Origin of the sequence: Halorubrum marinum, from assembly GCF_048381195.1 — an archaeon.
Taxonomy (GTDB): domain Archaea; phylum Halobacteriota; class Halobacteria; order Halobacteriales; family Haloferacaceae; genus Halorubrum.
Window position 1 is genome coordinate 514,235 of the sequence record NZ_JBLWMM010000001.1, and the last position, 17,195, is coordinate 531,429.

Consider the following 17,195-nt stretch of genomic DNA (forward strand, 5'->3'; position numbering starts at 1 on the left):
AGGGCGAGGAGGGTGTCAACACGCTCGACAGCCCCGCGGTTCGAGTCCGCCGTCACGGCGCTGAATCTCTACTGCTTAAGTGTCCTCCTTTATCCAATGCACACAGTGCTTTCCACGGACCTCTCCGTCGCGATCCTCGCGGGGATCGTGCAGGGTATCGTCGAGTGGCTGCCCGTCTCGAGTCAGGGCAACCTCGCGTTGGTTCTCACGCTTGTCGGCACCGACCCTGCCGTCGCGCTCCAACTCGCGCTCTTTCTGCAGCTGGGGACGACACTCTCGGCGGCCACCTATTACCGTGACGAGATTCGGACCGCGCTCGCGGCCGTCCCGGGATGGCGACCTCGTGCGGCCTACGAGGGCGACAACGCGATCGCGTCGTACGTCGTCGTCGCCTGTCTGCTGACCGGCGTTGTCGGTATCCCCCTCTATCTGTTTGCGGTCGATCTCGCAGGCCAACTCACCGGGGGCGTTTTCATCGCGGTCATCGGCGTCTTACTCATCGCAACGGGCGTTCTCCAGTTCGCCTCCGAATCCGTCTCGATGGGCGGGCGAACAACTCCGACACTCCGCGATTCCGTGCTTGTCGGCGCCGTTCAGGGGGTTGCGATCCTCCCCGGGATCTCGCGGTCGGGCGTCACGACGAGTGCGTTCCTCTTCCGCAGCTACGAGCCACCGGCCGCGTTCCGGCTGTCGTTTCTGCTGTCGATCCCCGCGAGCCTCGGAGCGGCAGTTCTCACCCTGCTGAGCGCTGGCGGGCTCCCGGGAATTAGTCTATCGGCCGCGGCTGTCGCGCTCTCCGTGAGCGCAGTCGTCGGCTACCTGACAATCGATGTCCTCATGCGAGTCGTCGATCGCGTGCCGTTCTGGGCCGTCTGCTTCGGGCTCGGCGGGCTGGCAATTGTGGGCGGCGGCGTCGTAGCGGTCGTTGTGTGAGAGGGCTTGTACAACACGGGTTACCGCGGGCCGATCGCGTGACAACGCCCGCCGCTCACCGCCGACCGACGTGAACGGCCAGCGCGGCCGCGAAGAGCGCGAAGAACGCCAGCACTGCGGTGGTCAGGCCGAATCCCGGCACGTCCGTCTCCGTCTCGGTGTCGGTCGTTTCTCCGGTCTCGTCGTCGCCGAAGAGGGCGATGGATCCGGCTTCGTTACCGTTGAGTGACACCGTCCCGCTTTCGATCGGCTCGAACGCGATCCGAACGGTGGCGTTCTCGCCGGGGCCGAGCGACACCTCGCGTTCGGCGACCTGCTCGTCGCCCATCGTGACGGTGAGCGTCCGGTTCGCCGATCGGCCGCCGGGGTTTTCGACCGTCGCGCGGAGCGTCGTCTCGTGTCCCACGCGGACCCGGTCTGCCGGAACGTCGCTGTCGACGATTTCGACGCTTCCGGGAGTGAGCGCGACGACGGCGACGGGTGCGGCGTTCGGCATCGTCGCGGTGTGAGCGTCCCCTTCGACGCCGTGGGTGACATCCTCCGTCGTCCACTCGCCCTCGGCGTACCGCATCACCGCGACGTCCTCCGGTCCGAGGCCGTCGGGGAGCGCGTCGCGGTCGACGTCGAACTGAAGCGTCACGCCGCTCGTTTCGGTCGCGTCGAGGGTCGAATTGACTCCCACGTACCCCAGCGCTATCCCGTACGGGACGGCGCCGCGATCCCCGGGATCGGCCGTCGGCCGCTCGACGGTCGCCTCGAACGCCTCGCGGTCACCGGTCGTGTCGATCGTGAGCGCGGACAGCGACACCGCGGGTCGCGTCTCCGAAGGCCCGGAGAGCGCCATTTCGGCGGTGTAGCGTTGGTCGACCACGCCGTCGACGTTGACTGTGACGGCGTCGGTCGACTCGGACCGGACCACTGTCGGCGCGTCGGTGCTCGTCGGTGACGATCCGGACGATCCAGCGGACCCGGACGATCCGGACGATCCGGACGATCCGGACGATCCGGCGGACCCGGACGACCCCGACCCACCCGTGGAGCCGGAGCCCTCCTGCGGATCTGTGACCGTCACGTCCCCGACGGTCGTGCCGTCGACCGACACCGTGTACGTGTCGGCGTCCTCGTAGGCGTGGTTGACCGTCAGCGTGGTTCCGCTTGCGGGCACGTCTACGGTTTGTTGAGTGGTTGTGCCGTCGCCGAGCGCGATGTCGAGGGTCCGCTGTCCCGTCGCCTCGCCATCGTTTTCGAGTTCGACGGTGAGTTGGACCGACTCGTTCACCTCGACGGAGTCGGCGTTGAGCGACAACTCGCCGAGCGACACGTTTGCCGGTTCGAGTACGGCGACCGTACCGACGGACTCGCCGTTGACGGTGAGTCCGTACTCACCCGTCGTCTCGAACGTTCGCTCGAACGTGATGGTCTCGGTCGCGCCCGCGCCGACAGTTCGGGTGATCGTCTCAGACGTGCCGGTGTCGTCTCGGAGTTCCGTCTCGAACGCTCCCTCGACGCCGCCGTTGTTCTCGAGTCCGACCGTCACGTCGACGGACTCCCCGACGGCGATTTCCGTCCTCGACACGTCCACGTCGCCGATAGAGACCGTTGCGGGTTCGACCACGGTGAGCGTCCCGGCGTTTTGGTCGTTGACAGCGATCGGGTACTCACCTGCCTCGTCGAACGTCTCGGTGAAGGTGACGGTCTCCGTCTCACCCGGGCCGAGAGTAACGGTCGTTTCGTCCCTGAGATCTCCGCCGACGGTGAGTTCCGCGGTGTAGGCCCCGTCGGCGTCTCCGACGTTCTCGACCGTGGCCGTCACATCGGCGCTCTCCCCGGCGACGATTTCGGTCTGAGAGAGACCAACACTACCCACCTCGAACCGGGCGGAGCCGGGCTCCGTAACCTCGAGCGTTCCTGCACGTTCCCCGTCAATATCGATCTGGTACGTCCCCGCCTGATTGAACGTCTCGATGAAGATGATACTCTCCGTCTCGCCGGGGGCGAGAGTGACGCTTATTTCGTCCACGACTTCTCCGTCGGCGGTCAGTTCTACGGTCTCACTTCCCTCGGCGTCTCCGACGTTCTCGACTGTGGCCGTCACGTCGACGCTCTCCCCGGCGACGATTTCAGTCTCGGAGAGTCCGGGATTAGTCACGTCAAACTCGGCGGACGCGGGTTCCGTAACCTCGAGCGTTCCTGCACGTTCCCCGTCAATATCGATCTGGTACGTCCCCGCTTGGTCGAACGTCTCGGTAAATGTGATCTCTTCCGTCTCGCCGGGTGCGAGAGTGACGCTTATTTCGTCCACGACTTCTCCGTCGGCGGTCAGTTCTACGGTCTCACTTCCCTCGGCGTCTCCGACGTTCTCGACCGTGGCCGTCACGTCGACGCTCTCCCCGGCGACGATTTCAGTCTCGGAGAGTCCGAGATTAGTCACGTCAAACTCGGCGGACGCGGGTTCCGTAACCTCGAGCGTTCCTGCTTCGACTGGTCCTGCGGATTCGCTGCTAACGGTGATCGGGTACTCCCCCGCCTGGTTGAACGTTCCGGTGAGCGTGACGGTCTCCGAGTTGTTTGGACCGACGCGAACATCCTGCGTGTCTTTGACTTCTCCCTCGCCGGTCATCTCTATGGTCTCAGTTCCCTCGACGTCTCCGGCGTTCTCGACGGTCGCGGTAACTTTGGTGGTCCCACCCGCGACGATCGGGTTGTTTTCGATATCGGCGCTCGCCAGCTCGATATCAGCGCTGTTTCCGGCGGCTGAGACGTTTTCGCCGACGGCTCCGGCGAACGTAAGCGTCGACAGGAGGACTGCCACACTGATCCACGCGACGACGACCTTGCGGCCAGACATACGCACATGAGCGGACGAGAGCAGATTGTAATGGGCTCGAAACCGCGATTAATCCTCTCTTATATCGCTGTTGGACCGCGCGTAGATCGTCTCACGGCGACCGTTCGACGAGCGCTCGCGGCTCCCGACGCATGTTCGAAAGGCTCACTACCCGTCCGGCAAATTTCGCGACATGCAGACGCTGCTTTTGAACGCGGACGACGTCAACGAGAACGCCCGTATGGACCGCGTCATCGACGCGGTTCGCGGTGCGTTTACTGCCTACGAGCGCGGCGACGCCAAGATGCCCGCGAAGTCGTACATCGACCTGCCGGAGTACAACGGCGACTTCCGGTCGATGCCCGCGTACCTCGACGTCCGCACGGAGGACACCGACGAGGAGACCGGCTGGGACGCCGCCGGGATCAAGTGGGTGAACGTCCACACCGACAACCCGACCGACCACGACCTCCCGACCGTGATGGGGACGATGATCTACTCCGACCCCGAGACCGCCGTCCCGCTCGCGATCCTCGACGGGACGACGCTCACGATGAAGCGCACGGGCGCCGCGGCCGCGGTCGCCACCGACCACCTCGCGGTTCCGGACGCCTCCTCGCTCGGAATCGTCGGCGCCGGGGTCCAGTCGTACACTCAGCTGGAGGCGATCGCCGCAGTGCGCGACATCGAGGAAGTCGTGATCAGCGACCTCGACGAGGAGCGCGTCGCCGACTTCATCGACGCCTTCGAGGACCGGTTCGACATTCGTGCCGGCTCCATCGCCGAGGCCGGACACTGCGACGTGCTCTCGACGGTGACCCCCGTCGAGGACCCCATCGTCGGCCCCGACGACGTCGGCGAGCACACTCACGTCAACGCGATGGGCGCGGACGCCGCGGGCAAACACGAACTCGCCGACGAACTCCTGCTGGACGCGACCGTCGTCATCGACGACCACGAGCAGTGCACGCACTCCGGCGAGATCAACGTCCCGTACGCGGCGGGCGTGCTCACGGACGCCGACATCTACGGCGAGATCGGCGAGATCGTCGTCGGCGCTCGGGCGGGCCGCGTCGGAGCCGCCGGAACGGGCGACGACGGCGTGTCGGGCGTCACCGTCTTCGACTCGACCGGCCTCGCGATTCAGGACGTTGCGGCCGCACGCGTCGTCTACGAGCAGGCCGACGCCAACGACAACGGCTACCCGTTCGATCTGCTCGGCCTCGCGGAGTAAGCCCTCACGACTTCCACGACCGCCGCGACTTCCACGACCGCCGCGACTTCCACGACCGCCGCGACTTCCACGACCGCCCCGTCCGATATCTTTTGGTCGCGCCGCCCCTTACCACAGCCGTGCAACTCGTCAGCGTCGCGGCGCTCGCGGAGAACCGAGTAATCGGTCGAGACGGCGAGGTCCCGTGGGACCACATCGAGGCCGATGTCAGGCAGTACCGCGAGCGCGTCGCGGGCTCGCCCGTCATCCTGGGCCGTCGGACCTTCGACTCGATGCGCGACGACCTCCCCGGCGCTCGACAGATCGTCGTGAGCCGCAGCGTCGACGCGATCGACGTCCCGACCGCCGCCGTCGCCGACGGCGTCGAGGCCGCGATCGAACTGGCTCGCGAGACCGTCGCCGAGGGCGACTACCCCGACGAGACGGTGTACGTCCTCGGCGGCGGTGCGATCTACGAGCTCTTCCAACCGCACGTCGACCGCATGGCGCTCAGCCACGTCCACGGCGCGTATGAGGGGGACACGCGATTCCCGGCGTGGGACGACGACGAGTGGGCCGTCGACAGCGAGACGGCGTACGACCGGTTCACGCTCCGCGAGTGGGTTCGGCGGGAGGCGAGCGCCTGAGCCGCGGTCCCTTACTCGTCGCCGTTCGCGGAGTCGCTCGCGGCGTCCGCCCGCTCGGCGAACCCGAACCGGGGCTTGGTGTCAGTGACGATAATCTCGATGGTCTCGCCGACCGCGGCGTCGGCGATGAACAGCGAGTACCCCTCGACGTACGCGATGCCGTCGCCCTCGTCGCCGACCTCCTCGACGGTCACCTCGATCCGATCGCCCGTCTCGACGGGGGCCGTGGTGAGTCCCTTCGCGACGAGGTACACCTCGGAGGAGGAGTCGCGGGAGGCGGGCGGCGAGACCGTGCGGAGGTACTGAAACTCCTCGCGGACGTCCTCGCGGAAGGCGTCGAGGTCCTCGCCCTGGAACACCTTCACGACGAAGTCGCCGCCGGGCGCGAGCAGCTCCTCGGCCACGTCGAACGCCTGCCGCGCGAGGTGGACCGATCGGGCGTGGTCGAGGCTGTACTCGCCGGTCATGTTCGGGGCCATATCGGAGAGCACGACGTCCGCGCCGCGTTCACCGATCGCCTCCCGCAGGTAGTGGCGAGTGCGTTCTTGCGTCATGTCGCCGCGGATCGTCTCCACGTCGTGCTCGTCGAGGTCGTCGATGCGCTGGAGGTCGACGCCGACGACGGTGCCAGACTCGCCGACTTCCTCGGCGGCGACCTGCAGCCACCCGCCCGGGGCGGCCCCCAAATCGACGACGGTGTCGCCGCGCTCGAACAGGTCCGCCTCCTCGTCGAGCTGTTTCAGCTTGTAGGCCGACCGGGCTCGGTAGCCCTGCTGTTTCGACTTGTTGTAGTACTCGTCCTTTCCACTCATTGCCCCGTCGTAGACCGTCCGGCCGTTTATCGGCGTCGTTCGCCGGTTCCCTGGGCGTCGCCCCGTGTCGATCCGACGGGGCGGCGACCGCGCAGCCGGTCGGTCTCGTGCGGATCGCTCCCGTCGCCGACCGCAAATCCGAGCGCCGAGTAAAACCCCTCCAGTTTCGGGTCGAACTCGGCGGTGACGAGGTCGATTTCGGGATCGCGCTCGGCCTGCCGCACCGCCGCGGCGACGAGCGCGGAGCCGATTCCACGTCCGCGACGCGCCCGCCTGACCGCGACGGCGTCGACGTGGAGCCGCTCCGGATCCGGACGCGTCGCGACCAGCGCGCCGACGACCGCGCCGGTCCTTTTAAATCGGGCAACGAGCGCGCCGCCGTCGCCGATCGCGGCGTCGACGCGGTCGGCGTCCGTCTCCAACATTGCGGCGTCGAGCACGCGGAGGACGTCGAGCCGGTCGTCCGGCGAAGCCGTGCCGATAGCGATGCCCTCGGGCGGGTCGCCAGTGGATCGCTCTCCGCTCACGCGCTTCCGTCCGACGGGACACTGTCCGTCGCACCGCCCTTTATGAGTCTGAGCAGCTGAACCTCGTCGGCGTCGACGACGCGGTCGCCGGGAACGGGGGAGCCGTCGACCAGCGCGGACGCCTCCTGCGGGTGGTAGCCCGCGGCGCGGATCAGGTCGGCGTAGGTGGCGTCGTCGGGGAGGTCGTACTCGTCGGTTTCCTCGCCGACCACCTCGACGGTGACGTTCACCGCCGACTCACCTCCACAGCGTCGGCGTCGGACGCGAGTTCACCCGTCTAACTCCTCGCGGAGCAGCCCGTTCACCTGTCCGGGGTCGGCGCTCCCGCCGGTCGCCTGCATCACCTGTCCGACGAGGAAGTTGATCGCGCCCTCGTCGCCGTCGCGGTAGTCCGCCACGGCGTCGGGGTTGTCGTCGATGGCGGCGGTGACCGCGGCCGCGACCTCGCCGCTTTCTGCCTTCCCGAGCCCCTCGCGCTCGATGATCGCCTCGGGGTCGTCGCCCTCGTCGAGCATCCCCCGGAGGACGATCTCCTCGGCGTTTTTCACCGTCAGTTCCTCGGCGTCGACCAGCTCGATCAGGCGCGTGAACTCGTCGAGGCGGCCCTCGACGTCCGTGATCGCCATCTCGCGGTAGTTGAGCTCGCCGAGGAGGTTGTCGGCGACCCACGTCGCGGCGAGCTCCGGGTCGAACGACTCGGCCACGTCCTCGAAGAAGTCGGCGACCGCCTTCGTCGAGGTGAGCTTCGAGGCCGACTCGCGGTCGAGCCCGTACTCCTCGCGGAAGCGCTCGCGGCGGGCGTCCGGCAGCTCCGGGATCGGGATCTGCGCCTTCCAGTCCGACACCTCCAGCGCGGGCAGGTCGGCCTCCCGGAAGTAGCGGTAGTCCTTCTCGGCCTCCTTCGAGCGCATCGAGACGGTGACGCCGCGCCCCTCGTCCCAGTGGCGGGTCTCCTGTTCGATCTCGCGGCCGCGCCGGAGCACGTTGCGCTGGCGGGTGACTTCGTAGGCGAGCGCCTGCTCCGCGCCCTTGTGGCTGGAGATGTTCTTCACCTCGGCGCGGTTGGCCGCGGCGAGGGCGTCCTCGGTGATGGTCCCGTCGTCGCCGACGTGCTCGTCGGGGACGAGCGAGACGTTGGCGTCGACGCGGAGGCTCCCGTCGCGGGTCGGATCGAAGACGCCGAGGTACTCTAAGACCTCTTCGAGTTTCGCCAAGAAGGCCCGGGTCTCCGCGGGCGAGCGGAAGTCCGGCTCGGTGACGATCTCCATCAGGGGCGTCCCGGCGCGGTTGTAGTTGACGAGCGTGTGCGTCGCGTTCTCGATGGAGCCGCCGGCGTGCTGGAGGCTGCCGGGGTCCTCTTCGAGGTGCGCGCGAGTGATCCCGATCGTTCGGGGGTCGTCGTCGACGCGGACCTCCAGCTCCCCGGACTGACAGATCGGGGCGTCGTACTGGGTGAGCTGGAAGTTCTTCGGGAGATCCGGGTAGTAGTAGTTCTTCCGGTGGAACGTGGTCGTCTCGGGGATATCGGCGTCGATCGCCTTGCCGATCTTCACGGCGGCCTCGACGGCGCCCTCGTTGAGGACCGGCAGCGCGCCCGGCAGCCCGAGGCAGGTCGGGCACGTGCGCGTGTTGGGTTCCTCGTCGTCGACGGGCTCCGTCGAACAGCCGCAGAAGATCTTCGTGTCGGTCTCGAGCTGGACGTGGACCTCCAGCCCGATCACGACGGTTCGCTCCTCCGTCGCGGCCTGAGTGCTCATTACCGACCCGTTGCGGGCGGGTCACCTAAATCGTGTCGGGACCGATATGACGTGGATTTCCGTCGAGTTGGCGTGGACTCGGGGGTTCGTTTTCGTGGTTCTCGGTGATACGCCACTGCTGCCAACGCGGTGAACGCCTCCAAAGCCCCAGCCCCTTTGAGTCCCACCCCGCCCCGCACAAGCACCATCGGAAGACGGTCACGCGGTTTCACCGCGTGAGCAAGCGAGACCTCCGGTCTCTCCCTAGTCCTGCGCTCACTCCGTTCGCTGCGCGGGCTGCGATTTCCGTGCTCCCGCTTACTCCCTTCGTCGCTCGCGGGACCGCAGCCTCACACCTCCCCAGCCTCGCCGCTCGCTCCGCTCGCGGGCACGCGCCACCGCACCACGGGTCGGCTTATAAGTGCTTGCCGAGCAGCGGCTCGACGTGGTCCATTTCGCTCTGGGAACGTTGCTAAACCCTTATGAGCGCGCGGGTGGGAGAAGCGGTCGTATGAGCGACCTCCCGGACGACTTCGACTGCACCCTCACCAACTGGGAGTACATCTACGGGCTCTGCCGCAACGTCTCGAACGAGGTGAAACGCGCCGACTTCGAGCCGGACATGGTCGTCGCCCTCGCCCGTGGCGGCTGGTTCGCGGGCCGATGCATCTGCGACTTCCTCGGCCTCGACGACCTGACGAGCCTCAAGATGGAACACTACGTCGGTGCCGCACAGAAGAGCGACGAACCGCAGATCCGTTATCCGATGCCCGAGGGGAGCGTCGAAGGCAAGAACGTCCTGATCATCGACGACATCGCCGACACCGGCGGCTCGATCCGCCGCGCCGAGGAGTACGTCGAGGAGCGCGACGCGGGCGAGATCCGCACCGCCACCCTCCAGTTGCTCGGCACCTCGGAGTTTCAGCCGGACTTCGTCGGCGAGCAACTCGAACAGTGGACCTGGGTCGTCTACCCGTGGAACTTCCTCGAAGACCTGGTCGACCTGACCGAGGGCGCCATGGAGCGCGCCGACCAGACCGTCTTCGACCGGGAAGACGTCCGCCACTACTTGGAGGAGTACCACAGCATCGGCCGCATCGAGATGGAGGTCGCCCAGCCCGACCGCCTCGACGAGGTGCTCAGCGAGATGGTCCGCCGCGGCGTGGCCGACGCCGCCGGCGACGCCGCGTGGACGCTCGCCGAGTAGCCGATCGCGATGACCGCTGACGGAGACCGTGCCTCCGCAATCGACGCCCTCCTCGACGCCTACGCCCTCAAAGACGAGCGGCGCACGGGCTGGCAGCTCCGCGGCGTCGACGACCCCGAATCGGTCGCCGCGCACACGTGGGGCGTCGCGTACCTCGTACTGACGCTCGGCGACCGCTTCCGCGCGGAGCTCCCCGGCCTCGACCTCGACCGCGCGCTCCGACTCGCCGTCGTCCACGACGTCGCCGAGGCGGAGACGGGCGACGTCGCGACCCGCGCCGACTCGACCGCGGACACTCCGGACCCGACCGCCAAGGAGACCGCCGAGCGCGACGCGATGGCCGATCTCGCCGGGCCGCTCCCTGACCGCGTCCGGGACGCGTGGGAGGCGTACGAGGCCCGCGAATCGCCCGAGGCGGTCCTCGTCAAGGAGTGCGACCTCCTCGACGTCTGCCTGCAGGCCGTCGTCTACGAGCGCGACGGTCGGTACGATCCCGCCGACGGCGACCCGGACGCGTTCCGCGAGTACGACGACCTCGACGAGTTCTTCGCCACGGCGGAACCGCGGCTGCGGACCGACACCGGCCGGGCGCTGTTCGCGCGGCTCCGCGACCGGTATCGGGCGGTGCGGGACGGGGGGTAAGCCGTCGGGTGTAGGGCGGCGGGCACGTCGCTGCGGACTCATCTGTTCGACACTCGTCGAACCCAATAATCGACGAACGTAGGCTCTCTACCCGCCGATCAGCCGAAACGGATAGCAAGAACGTTAACCGATGAGCCCGTGCCGACGAGTGAGAGCGTTCACCACGCATGTCCGAACACACAGATCTTGTCATCGTCGGCGGGGGTATCAGCGGGGCGTCGCTTCTGTACACGGTCGCGAAGTTCACCGATGTCGACGACATCACGCTGATCGAGAAGGAACGCGAGATTGCGGCGATCAACTCTCACCGAACCAACAACTCCCAGACGCTTCACTTCGGGGACATCGAGACGAACTACACCCTGGAGAAGGCCAAGGAGGTCAAGGAAGGCGCGGAGCTGCTCGCTGGCTACCTCGAGGGGACGGACCCCGACCGGGAGATGCACAGCAAACGGAGCAAGATGGTGCTCGGCGTCGGCGACGAGGAGGTCGCCAAGCTGGAGGAGCGCTACCACGAGAACGGGTTCGGCGACCTCTTCGGCAAGCTCCGCGAGATCGGCCGCGACGAGATCGCCGAGCTGGAGCCGAAAGTCGTCGAGGGGCGCGACCCCGACAGGGAGCTGAAGGCGCTACAGACGCCAGACGGCTACGTCGTCGACTACGGCGCGGTCGCGAAGTCGTTCGTCGACGAGGCCCGCGACGAGGAGGGCGTCTCCGTTCACCTCGGCACGACCGTGACGAACGTCGACGAGGAGAGCGACGGCTTCACCGTCGAGACCGACGACGGCGACTTCGCTGCCGACGCCGTCGTCGTCGCCGCCGGCTCCCACAGCCTCCAGTTCGCCAAGGAGATGGGGTACGGCGAGGACATGTCCCTGCTCCCCGTCGCCGGGAGCTTCTTCCTCGCCGACGACCTGCTGAACGGGAAGGTGTACACGCTTCAGATGAAGAAGCTCCCGTTCGCCGCGGTCCACGGCGACGCCGACGTCCACGACGAGGGCGTCACCCGGTTCGGTCCCACCGCGAAGGTGGTCCCCGCGCTCGAACGCGGCGAGCTGTCCACCGTGAGCGACTTCGCCGACGTGTTCGGTTTCTCCCCCGCGTCGTTCCTGAGCTACGCCAACATCCTCTCGGACCGCATTCTCTTCCCCTACGTCGTCCGGAACCTCGTGTACGACATCCCCGAGATCGGCAAGCGCGCGTTCCTGCCGGACGTCCAGAAGGTCGTGCCGAGCATCGACGTCGACGACATCGAGCGCGCGAAGGGGTACGGCGGCGTGCGCCCGCAGATCGTCAACACGAAGACCAAGGAACTCGACATGGGCGAAGCGAAGATCACCGGCGACGGTATCCTGTTCAACATCACGCCCTCGCCGGGCGCCTCGACCGCACTGAAGAACGCGATGACCGACATCGAAACGGTCCTCGGGTTCCTCGACGAGGACTACGAGTTCGACGAGGTCGCGTTCCGTGACGCGACGATCGGGAACTTCCCGCGGGCCGACGAGACGAGTGTCGAGACGGGGGCGGACGCGGACGACGACCGCGTTCCCGCCGAAGCCGACGACTGATCCGGCCGAGCGACTCCGCCAGCGACGTCCGGTCCCCTCGGCTCGTTTCTTTCCGGTTCCGATTCACGAGTCGTCGAAGCGCGTGTCGCCCTCCCGTCGAACCGCGTCACCGTTCCGTCGACGCGCGCACCGGCCACGCGCCGTGCGGAATCGGTCGATTCTCCGGCCGATACCGGTCGCCGCCACTGTGCGAGGTCCCTATCCGGGTTAAGTCGGATGTGACCGATCTAAACCGGCGAAACTGTATCTAAACCGGCTGCAGGGCCATCTTCCCTTATGTTCGCCTGTCGGCTACGGCGAGTTGCAATGTTCGAAACAGACCCGCTTACGACGGCAACGCTCGCAACCGACGCGACCCGGACGGCCCTGCAGATCGGACCGCCGGCAGACATCGCTACGCAGGCCCCCGCGTTCGTTCAAGACATCCTCGGTAAGGTCGGCTCCACGGCCGGCGACGCGGCGGGCGGAATCGGCGAGACGATCAGCCGTATGACTCCCGGTGGGAGCGACGTGGCTGCGGGCGCAAGCGACGGCGCGAACGGTGTCGCGGGGAATGCCCCCGGCCGATAACGCTCGCTCCTCGGCTGACATCGCTCGTCTCGCGACCGACGCCGCTCGCTGACCCGTTTTCACGCTCGCGCCGCTTCGCCGACCTCCCGCTTGAACGCCTCGCGAAGCACGCGGATCGCCCGCCGCTTCGTCCCGTCGGGAACGAACACGAAGGGAATCGGCACGTCGAACGCCCGGTCGCCGTACAGCCCCCAGTCCCCCACCGACCGAGTCGTACCGCCGTACGCGATCGGGATGTCCTCCAGCTCGTCGGGGTCGTAGGCGGGCACGTACGACCGGTCGATCCACACCTCGTGGACCGGCACGTCGAGGGCGTCGGCGAGGAGCCGTTCCAGGCGGTCGTCCTCAGCGGTCAGCCACGCCGTGAACGCGTCGAGGGCCTCGCCGCCGTCCCCGCCGAGGTCGCCGTCGCCGTCGCCGCCGAGGGCGGAGCCGACCCGGTCCGCGAGTGCGATCCGATGCTTCCAGCACGTCTCCGGGAACCGACGCCCCCGGAAGCGGTCGTACATCGACGCCAACGTCGAGTCCGGGTGTTCGCGCGCGGCGATCCGCAGCCGTTCGAGCACCCCGTTGTCGTCGAGCTCGCGGTCGACGATCCCCTCGAGGGTCACCGGACTCTCTCCGACTTCGGCCTCGTACTCGCCGAGCATCGCTTGGAGGAGCCGGTTGGCGTACACCGACTTGTGGTGCTGGGTGACCCACATGTACAGCGCGATCCGGCCTTCGAGGTAGTTACCGATGGTTGACAGCGCCTTCTCCGTGAGCGCGAGTCCCTCCTTAGGGTGCGCGGTGTACGCGTCGACCATCCGGTCGACGTCGAAGCTCAGCACGCCGGCGCCGGTCATGTAGTTGTCCCGCGTGATGTAATCGAGGCGGTCGACGTCGATGGGCGAGTGGAGCAGTTGGGCGCCGACCCCGTACTGCCACGCCTCGCCGCGCTCGTACGCGAGGCTGTAGCCGAGCACGTACGCGCACACTTCGAACGGGTCCACGTCGAACGCGCGCAGCGCGTCGCCGTACTCCTCGACGATGAGGACACAGCCGAGCAGCTCGTGCGGGCTCGCCGACCGAAGCGGCGCACCTCCCACCCCGGCGTCGTCGAACGCGTCGACCAGCCCGGTGTCGACCACCCGCTCGCGTAACACCGTCTCGTCGAGAAACCCCTCGGAGAGATGTGAGAAGGGCGGGTGACCGACGTCGTGGAGCAGGCAGGCGCACTCCAGCGTGCGTTGGATCTCCTCTAACTCGTCGACGGCCGCGTCCCGCGTGAAATACGACTGTCGGCGGAGGTTCTCGAAGACGGTCCGACCGAGGTGGTAGACCCCCAGCGAGTGCTCGAACCGCGTGTGGTTCGCGCCTGGGTAGACCAGGTGTGTCGCCGAGAGCTGCCGGATGTACCGCAACCGCTGGAACGGACGCGTGTCGACGACGCCCTCGACGAGCGCGTCCGGGAGCTCGACGTACCCGTGGACGGGGTCTTTGATCTGTGTGGTGGGCATCGAGTTGCCGGATCGACGGTCCCCCGCGACCTCGCTTTTTCGGTCCGCAAGCGCGAGACACGCGAGGCCACTCGGGTCCGGATAGGGGGTGAATCGGGCCGTTGCTGAGAAAATCGGACCGGCCGCTGCCGAGAAACCGGCCGGATTCCGTCTGCATAAGTAGTCTGCGCGGCGACGCACACGCATGGTATCGGACGCCGACGGCGCATCAGACGCCGACGGAACGAGTGCTCGCCCGGGCGACGCCGACGAGATCGAGACCCTGTCCGCCGGAGCCGACTCCCCGCTCGTCGCTCGGTGGCTCGAGCTCGACCGCGGCTGGCAAGCGCTCGCGCTCGGGCTCGCCGTCGTCGCCGTCCACGGCGCGGGACAGGCCGCGGGACTCTTCTAATGGGGCTCGTCGCCGCGGCTCGTCCCTATCTCCCCGGGCTCGCCGTCCTCGCCGCCGGGGCGCTCCTAGCGCACGTCGTCGCCGGCGCGGTCGACGGACTCCAGCCGCTGGTCGTCGCGGTCGCGATCGGCGCGCTCGTCGGCAACACCGTCGGAACGCCCTCCGTGGCCGAGTCGGGCGTCGGCGTCGACAAGCTCTTCTTGGAGACCGGAATCGTCCTGCTCGGCGCGGCGGTCGTCGTCGAGGAGTTCCTCGCCGCGGGGCCGACCGTGCTCGGGCTCGTGCTCGTCGCGGTCGCGGGCGGACTCGTCCTCGCAGAGCTGATCGCGCGGGTGCTCTTCCGACTGAACGGCACGACGCCGTCCCTTTTGGCCGCCGGGGCGAGCATCTGCGGGGTCTCCGCGGTCGTCGCGATCGGACGCGTGCTCGACGCGCGCGGGTCGGCGATCACGTTCGCGGCCGCGACGGTACTCCTGTTCGACGCCGCGACGCTCGTCGCGTTTCCGATCGCCGGCGAGTGGCTCGGACTCACCGGACGGCAGTTCGGGGTCTGGGCCGGTGTGAGCATGTTCTCGACCGGGCCCGTCGCGGCCGCGGGGTTCGCGCACTCCCCGGAGGCGGGCCAGTGGGCGACCGTGACGAAGCTCGCGCGCAACTCGCTTCTGGGGGGCGTCGCGATCGCGTACTCGCTCGCGTACACTGCGCGGTCGGCGACCGACCCCGACGTGCGCCGGCTGTGGGCGGAGTTCCCGAAGTTCCTCCTCGGCTTCCTCGCGGTCGCGGCGATCGCGAACAGCGGCCTCCTCTCGGCGGCCGCGCTCGACTCGATCGGCCGGACCTCGAACGCGCTCTTCACGCTGGCGTTCGTCGGGCTCGGGCTCTCGATTCGCCTCCGGGAGATGCGCGAGGTCGGGGGGGCCGCCGTCGGCGCGGTCCTCGTCCACCTCCTCGTCGTGAGCGCGCTCGCGCTGATGGCGGTGCGCTGGCTGCTGTAGTCCCCCTTTCAGTCCGTATAAGTAGCGGGCGAACACACTCCGGGTATGAGCACTATCGGCTTCATCGGCGGCAGCGGTATCTACGACGCACTCCCCCTGAACGACGTGCGCGAGGTCGAGTACGACACCCCGTACGGCGAGCCGAGCGACGCCATCACGATCGGCGAGTTCGGGGACACGGGCACAGAAGTCGCGTTCCTTCCCCGGCACGGCTCCGATCACGGCGTCTCGCCCACCGACCTCCCGTACCGCGCGAACATGTACGCTCTGAAAAAGGTCGGCGTCACCCATATCTTCGCGTCGAACGCGGTCGGCAGCTTAAAAGAGGAGTTGGAGCCGGGCACGCTCGTCGTCCCCGACCAGATTTACGACCGGACGAAGGGTCGCGACCTCTCCTTTTACGGCGACGGCGTCGTCGTCCACCAGCCGTTCGCGGACCCCTATAGTCCGGAACTGGTCGACCACCTGACCGAGGCCGCGGAGTCGGCCGCACCCGCCGATACCGGCGTCGTCAAGGGCGGCACCTACGTCTGCATCGAGGGCCCGCAGTACTCGACGCGCGCCGAGTCGGAATTTTATAAGAGCCAAGGGTGGGACCTCGTCGGTATGACCGCGATCCCGGAGGCGAAGCTCGCTCGCGAGGCCGAGATCGCCTACGCGACGATCGCCGGCGTCACCGACTACGACGTCTGGAAGGCGGACAGCGAGGTCACGCTCGAAGAGGTGCTGGAGAACGCCGAACAGAACCAGAAAGCGATCAAGGCCGCCGTCGAGGCGGCGATCCGAACGTTCCCCGACGAGTTCGAGTGCGACGCGCACACCGCCCTCGACGGTACGGTCAACACGCCCACCGAGGCGATTCCGGCGGACACTCGCGACCGCGTCGAGCCGCTGCTCGGCAAGTACCTCTAACGGCCGACACACGGTGATGGGTAGGTGAACCGTTTCGGCTCGAACTCCTTCGGCTCGAACTCCTTCGGCTCGAACCGTTTCGGCCCGAACCGCGTGTATACCGCCGGTAATTCTCACTCGTTCGAAATAATGACAATTAATTAAATAATAGAGATTGAAACTACACGTGGGTGAATTCCCATGCCAATCGATGATCTTGCCCGAAGCGACGTGGTAACAGCCGGACTCGAGACGCCCGTGGCCGACTTGGCGACGACCATGGCCGAAGAGTCCGTCGGCAGTATCGTGATCACCGACGGCGATACGCCGGTCGGTATCGTCACGGACCGCGACCTCGCCGTTCGTGTTCTTGGTGACGGACTGGACCCCGGCGAGCAACACGCGGGAGACGTGATGACCGACGATCTCACCACGATCGAGCGCACTGCCGGCTTCTTCGAAGCGGCGACACTGATGGCTGACAACGGGATCCGGCGGCTCCCGATCGTCGAGGGAGACTCGCTCGTCGGGATCATCACTGCCGACGATCTGACCGAGCTCATCGCCGACGAGGAACAGCAACTTGCGGACGTCATCCGTGCCCAGCGTCCGGAGTACTAACCGCCGCTACCGTATCCCGACCCGCGACGGCGGCCCGGGGCGCGTCCAACGGGACGCGCCTCCCGCGTGCCACGCTGACGAGACGCGCGGGCGCCCGATCCCGGGACTTCGGT

General features: G+C 67.5%; 17 protein-coding genes. 11 read left to right on the forward strand and 6 right to left on the reverse strand.

Translation table 11 applies throughout. From position 1 onward, the window contains the following. Positions 1-96: 96 nt before the first annotated feature. On the forward strand, positions 97-933 hold the full coding sequence (locus ACNSN4_RS02530) for an undecaprenyl-diphosphate phosphatase (protein ID WP_418284184.1): 837 nt from the start codon (positions 97-99) through the stop codon (positions 931-933). A gap of 55 nt (positions 934-988) precedes the next feature. On the opposite strand, the gene ACNSN4_RS02535 is transcribed toward ACNSN4_RS02530, so the two are convergent. Next, positions 989-3,781 carry a CARDB domain-containing protein gene (locus ACNSN4_RS02535; RefSeq protein WP_418284185.1) on the reverse strand — a complete coding sequence of 931 codons (2,793 nt, stop codon included), beginning with the start codon at positions 3,779-3,781 and terminating at the stop codon, positions 989-991. Positions 3,782-3,953: 172 nt separating this feature from the next. On the opposite strand from ACNSN4_RS02535, the gene ACNSN4_RS02540 reads away from it, so the two are divergent. Both ACNSN4_RS02540 and ACNSN4_RS02545 read left to right on the forward strand, forming a co-directional pair. After that, a complete protein-coding gene (locus ACNSN4_RS02540) occupies positions 3,954-4,994 on the forward strand; it encodes an ornithine cyclodeaminase family protein (protein ID WP_418284186.1) in 1,041 nt (346 codons plus the stop codon). Positions 4,995-5,113: 119 nt separating this feature from the next. Then, entirely contained in the window at positions 5,114-5,620 is a 507-nt protein-coding gene (locus ACNSN4_RS02545) for a dihydrofolate reductase (protein ID WP_418284187.1), read from the forward strand. A gap of 11 nt (positions 5,621-5,631) precedes the next feature. Here the strand turns inward: ACNSN4_RS02545 and ACNSN4_RS02550 are convergent, their stop codons facing one another. Genes ACNSN4_RS02550 through gatB form a run of 4 tightly spaced genes read right to left on the reverse strand, consistent with a single transcriptional unit; the run spans position 5,632 to position 8,716 of the window. Beyond that, positions 5,632-6,432, reverse strand: coding sequence for an RlmE family RNA methyltransferase (locus tag ACNSN4_RS02550; RefSeq protein WP_418284188.1), 801 nt, complete (start codon positions 6,430-6,432; stop codon positions 5,632-5,634). A gap of 26 nt (positions 6,433-6,458) precedes the next feature. Beyond that, a complete protein-coding gene (locus tag ACNSN4_RS02555; RefSeq protein ID WP_418284189.1) occupies positions 6,459-6,959 on the reverse strand; it encodes a GNAT family N-acetyltransferase in 501 nt (166 codons plus the stop codon). After that, a complete protein-coding gene (samp2, locus tag ACNSN4_RS02560) occupies positions 6,956-7,189 on the reverse strand; it encodes a ubiquitin-like small modifier protein SAMP2 (RefSeq protein WP_418284190.1) in 234 nt (77 codons plus the stop codon). The genes ACNSN4_RS02555 and samp2 overlap by 4 nt, the downstream gene beginning before the upstream one ends. A 39-nt stretch (positions 7,190-7,228) precedes the next feature. Further along, entirely contained in the window at positions 7,229-8,716 is a 1,488-nt protein-coding gene (gene gatB, locus ACNSN4_RS02565) for an Asp-tRNA(Asn)/Glu-tRNA(Gln) amidotransferase subunit GatB (protein WP_418284191.1), read from the reverse strand. Between the two features lie 490 nt (positions 8,717-9,206). On the opposite strand from gatB, the gene ACNSN4_RS02570 reads away from it, so the two are divergent. From ACNSN4_RS02570 to ACNSN4_RS02585, 4 genes are all read left to right on the forward strand, one after another. Then, a complete protein-coding gene (locus ACNSN4_RS02570) occupies positions 9,207-9,902 on the forward strand; it encodes a phosphoribosyltransferase (protein ID WP_418284192.1) in 696 nt (231 codons plus the stop codon). 9 nt (positions 9,903-9,911) lie between these two features. Next, complete coding sequence (locus ACNSN4_RS02575; RefSeq protein ID WP_418284193.1) at positions 9,912-10,544, forward strand: HD domain-containing protein; 633 nt, start codon at positions 9,912-9,914, stop codon at positions 10,542-10,544. A gap of 167 nt (positions 10,545-10,711) precedes the next feature. After that, the gene (locus tag ACNSN4_RS02580) at positions 10,712-12,115 is read left to right on the forward strand and encodes an FAD-dependent oxidoreductase (RefSeq protein ID WP_418284194.1); all 1,404 of its coding nucleotides are present in this window, start codon (positions 10,712-10,714) and stop codon (positions 12,113-12,115) included. 306 nt (positions 12,116-12,421) lie between these two features. Beyond that, positions 12,422-12,685 (forward strand): hypothetical protein, encoded by a 264-nt coding sequence (locus ACNSN4_RS02585; protein ID WP_418284195.1) that lies wholly within the window; start codon positions 12,422-12,424, stop codon positions 12,683-12,685. 59 nt (positions 12,686-12,744) lie between these two features. Here ACNSN4_RS02585 and ACNSN4_RS02590 read toward each other — a convergent pair whose 3' ends face one another. Next, positions 12,745-14,184: an HD domain-containing protein gene (locus tag ACNSN4_RS02590; protein ID WP_418284196.1), complete on the reverse strand. Its 1,440-nt coding sequence runs from the start codon at positions 14,182-14,184 to the stop codon at positions 12,745-12,747. Positions 14,185-14,368: 184 nt separating this feature from the next. Between ACNSN4_RS02590 and ACNSN4_RS02595 the strand changes: the two genes are divergently transcribed. The 4 genes from ACNSN4_RS02595 (at position 14,369) to ACNSN4_RS02610 (ending at position 17,082) form a co-directional block, all read left to right on the forward strand. Further along, positions 14,369-14,575: a hypothetical protein gene (locus ACNSN4_RS02595; protein WP_418284197.1), complete on the forward strand. Its 207-nt coding sequence runs from the start codon at positions 14,369-14,371 to the stop codon at positions 14,573-14,575. Beyond that, entirely contained in the window at positions 14,575-15,570 is a 996-nt protein-coding gene (locus tag ACNSN4_RS02600) for a YeiH family protein (protein ID WP_418284198.1), read from the forward strand. Before ACNSN4_RS02595 ends, ACNSN4_RS02600 begins: the two co-directional genes overlap by 1 nt. A gap of 45 nt (positions 15,571-15,615) precedes the next feature. After that, positions 15,616-16,482 carry an S-methyl-5'-thioadenosine phosphorylase gene (gene mtnP, locus ACNSN4_RS02605; protein ID WP_418284199.1) on the forward strand — a complete coding sequence of 289 codons (867 nt, stop codon included), beginning with the start codon at positions 15,616-15,618 and terminating at the stop codon, positions 16,480-16,482. Positions 16,483-16,662: 180 nt separating this feature from the next. Then, positions 16,663-17,082, forward strand: coding sequence for a CBS domain-containing protein (locus ACNSN4_RS02610; protein WP_418284200.1), 420 nt, complete (start codon positions 16,663-16,665; stop codon positions 17,080-17,082). Positions 17,083-17,195 lie beyond the last annotated feature (113 nt).